The sequence below is a fragment of the Barnesiella sp. CU968 genome, from assembly GCF_905219685.1.
GTDB classification, from domain to species: domain Bacteria; phylum Bacteroidota; class Bacteroidia; order Bacteroidales; family Muribaculaceae; genus Lepagella; species Lepagella muris_A.
Genome location: NZ_CAJMXD010000292.1, coordinates 1 through 3,850, shown reverse-complemented (window position 1 = coordinate 3,850; position 3,850 = coordinate 1). Strand labels below are relative to the sequence as shown.

The following is a 3,850-nucleotide window of genomic DNA, read 5'->3' as shown; positions in this document are numbered from 1 at the left end:
CTTTTTCGCTTTCGTTCGGCGCTGATTCGCTCTTGCCTGTAACTTTGTTAAGCAGCTAGCAGCTGCCAAGGCTCATCACCGCCCCGGCGGCAATCATGAATGTGAATATCTCTTTTTTCATAACTTTTAATCTAATTATATTATTTAAGTATTTTTTTTATTGAGGGGGGGCTGTCAGTTTTCTATTTCTGTCAGTTTTCTATTATTGGAGTGTATATATGGACTTAGGTTTAACACATGAGTGCAAAATTAACAAAAATAATTCAGACCACAGTGCGGCGTCTCAGTCACCCCAGTGCTTGCGGAGCGGGAATCTTGTGGGGCGCAGCAACAGACGCAGCGAGGTTGAATAGAAAAGATAGTTCCAGAACCAGTTTACCATTACGCTGAGTTTATTACGCATGCCCAGGATGGATATGAGATGTATGAACAGCCATGTCAGCCAGGCGAAAAAGCCGGAGAAAGAGAACCCTTTGAGATCAGCAACAGCCCGGTTCTTGCCGATTGTCGCCATCGAACCCTTGTCGAGATATTCAAATTTGTGTCTGAATTCCCCTTTGTTGAGATTCTTCGCGAGATTCCTTGCCTGCTGTATCGCAGGCTGTGCCATCTGCGGATGTCCGTTGGGATATGCCTCGCATTGCATCAGTGCGATGTCGCCTACCGCCATGATTGAATCTTCGTATCCCTTGACGCGATTGTATTCATCCACGATTATCCTGTTGCCTCGTCCGATTGTTTCCGGGGGCAGCCCGGGAATCGGTTCTCCCTTGACTCCGGCGGTCCAGATCAGAGTCTCGTAATACTCCTTGTGTCCGTCGGCAAAAGTCACGTACTTGTTTTCATAGCTTTTGAGTCCGGTGCTGAGACGCACGTTCACCATCAGGCTTTCAAGATCTTTGACGGCTCTGTCGCGCGATTTCTTTTTCATCGCACCTAACAGCTGAGGGGCGGCTTCTATAAGAGTGACGGTGACATCATCGGGTTTTAGCTCGGGATATTCTTTCGACAGAATATATTTTTTCATTTCCCCGATCGCGCCGGCGATTTCCACTCCCGAAGGACCGCCGCCGACCACAAGGAAAGTCAGAAGACGGCGCCTGCGTTCAGGATCGTGGCATATGGCGCCACGCTCCAGACGGTCGAGAATCTCATCGCGAGTATGTGCCGCTTCCGCCACTGTCTTTATTCCGAAGGTCTCTTCGGCGAGATTTTCCATCCCGAAATAGTTGTTGGTGGAGCCAGCCGCGATGATGAGCCGGTCGTAGTCAAGGGTCTCGTAGCTTGTGGTGACTTTCTTTGCGGCAATGTCGATCTGCTTTACGTGTCCCATATGGTAGGAGACGTTTTTCATCTTTTTGATTTCGCGTCGGAACGGGAAACATATGTTCGCGCTGACAAGCCCTGAAGAGGCGATCTGATAAAAAAGAGGGGGGAAGCAATGGAAATTATTGCGGTCCACTAAAGATATCCGGTATTTTCCAGGGTCAAGGCGTTTCACAAGATTCAGTCCGGCGAAACCGCCTCCGATAATAACTATTTTTTCCATACAGGGTGCATGTGATAAGGAGAGGTGTCTTCCTCTCCTGTGTTCTTTTATTTTTTTAACGAATAATAAACCGCTAATGTTGCGAATAATTTGCTAAATTTGCAGGGTGAAGAAATTAAAAGAGCCTAAAAAAATCAAACGGATGTCGTTGCCGCTGCTTCTGGTGGCGGTGTCGTTGCTGTCATCGTCGGGCGTGTTGGCGCAGGTAAATGCCGAACAGGTACTCAATATCGGACGGAATGTGCTGTCGATGGAAGACTACATGCTGTCAATCCAATATTTCAATCAGGCTATCAAGGCGAAGCCATATCTCTCTGACCCGTATTTCTTCAGAGCGCTTGCGAAACTCTATCTTGAAGACTACAAAGGCGCCGAAGAAGACTGCACTATGGCTCTTGAACGCAACAAGTTCAAGACCGAGACCTACAAGCTCCGCGGTTTCGCGCGTCAGAACATGGGGAAGGATTCTCTTGCAATCGAAGACTATGATGCCGGACTCAACTATAATCCTCAGGACAAATACTTCCTGTATTACAAGGCTGTGGCTCAGACAGAGATGAAGAAGAGGGATGAAGCGGAAGCCACTTTTGCGCAGCTTCTGCGCATCTATCCTCAGTTTGAAGACGGATATGCCGCCCGCGGCAGGCTCAGGGCAATCGAGGGGGATACAGTCGGTGCCCTTGCCGATCTCGACAAGGCTGTCGCTATTTCAAAAAATCTTATCAACGCTTTCCTGATGCGCTCTCAGATAAAGGCTCAGCAGAAACAGTGGGAATCCGCGCTTGCCGATATGGATGCGGCGATAAGGCTTCAGCCGCAGGAGGCTGACCTCTATGTGAACCGCGCCTATCTGAGATATAATCTTGATGATTATTTCGGCGCGATGTCTGATTATAATTACACTCTTGAGCTTGAGCCTTATAACTCGGCGGCATTGTTCAACCGCGCGTTGCTGCGTTATGAGGTCAAGGATCTGAACAGGGCTGCGGAAGATTTTGCGAAAGTGCTCAAGTATGACCCTGACAACTTCCATGCCCGGTATAATCTCGGTCTTGTGAATATGGAGCGGGGGCATCACAAGGAGGCGCTTGCCGACTTCGACAGGATTACTGAAAAGTATCCCCGGTTCTATCCGGTGTATTATGCGAAGGCTGAGGTTTACAGGGATATGGGCGACATGCGCACTGCGATGCAGAACGCTTATGTCGGCGATGACCTCGTGAAACGGTATGTCAGCAACCCTGAGAAGAATCCCCTTGACCGCCCGGCGATCGCGGCGGGAAAGACCCGTTCGGCATATGGATCGGATAATGAGGATGAAAGCGAGGTCGAGGTAATGGACCGTTTCAATCAGCTTGTCACCGTAGGAAGTGTCTCCGACCAGACACAGCTGACATATAACGAGAAGATAAAGGGGCGGGTGCAGGATCGCAACATCAGGGTAGAGCCGGAGGCGGCATATATGCTGTCGTTGCAGGATTCGCCATTGTCGTTGCGCTCGACTTCCAATTATTTCCGCGAGCTTGATGATTTCAACAACCGCGGTTACATCACCGACAAGATATATCTCTCCACGGGGGTGGAGACTTCAGACGAGGCGGAGCTCAGGAACCTCTTTTCCAGAGCGGATTTCTATGAAGGGGTGGTTGCCGACGGCAAAGCCCGTGCCGCCGATATGCTTGCCCTCGGTGTGATACGCGGCATGCTCAAGAATTACGCTGCGGCAATCGAGGCTCTCGATGTCGCGATAGAGAAAGACCCCGTCTTCACCATGGCGTATATGGCAAGGGCATATGCCCGCTATGCCTCCATACGTGCCGGACGCAACTCTGCCGAAGGAGAGGATGCGGCGGCTGCGGCATTGATGCAGCGTCAGATGCAGCATGAGCTTGCCGCCGTCATGGCAGACTATGATCAGACGCTCAAATTGAATCCGAGACTGGGATACGCATGGTTCAACAAAGGGAATATCTATTATGATTCAGGCGACTACACCTCGGCGCTGCAGTGCTATTCGGAGGCTATAAGGCTTGACCCGATGTCCGGTCCTGCATATTTCAACCGGGGCATAACCTATCTTCAGATAGGCAACAAACGTCAGGCGTTCTCCGATCTTAGCAAAGCCGGGGAGCTTGGTGTGCTTCCGAGTTACAACCTTCTGAAACGTATGAAGTAGATAAATTTTGCGTAATTCGCTAAAAATTACTATCTTTGCGCGGATTCTGGAGATTCCCCGAAGGGTGTCTCTGTAAATTTGTTTGTATTAATTTGATAATAAACAAGATATGATCAATATAACTT

2 protein-coding genes are annotated in these 3,850 nt (G+C 49.5%); one reads left to right on the top strand and one right to left on the bottom strand.

Translation table 11 applies throughout. The annotated features are described in order from the left end of the window. Positions 1–283: 283 nt before the first annotated feature. Entirely contained in the window at positions 284–1,549 is a 1,266-nt protein-coding gene (locus JX312_RS10430) for an NAD(P)/FAD-dependent oxidoreductase (RefSeq protein ID WP_204457955.1), read from the bottom strand. A gap of 106 nt (positions 1,550–1,655) precedes the next feature. Between JX312_RS10430 and JX312_RS10425 the strand changes: the two genes are divergently transcribed. Continuing rightward, a complete protein-coding gene (locus JX312_RS10425) occupies positions 1,656–3,725 on the top strand; it encodes a tetratricopeptide repeat protein (RefSeq protein WP_204457954.1) in 2,070 nt (689 codons plus the stop codon). Positions 3,726–3,850: the final 125 nt, after the last annotated feature.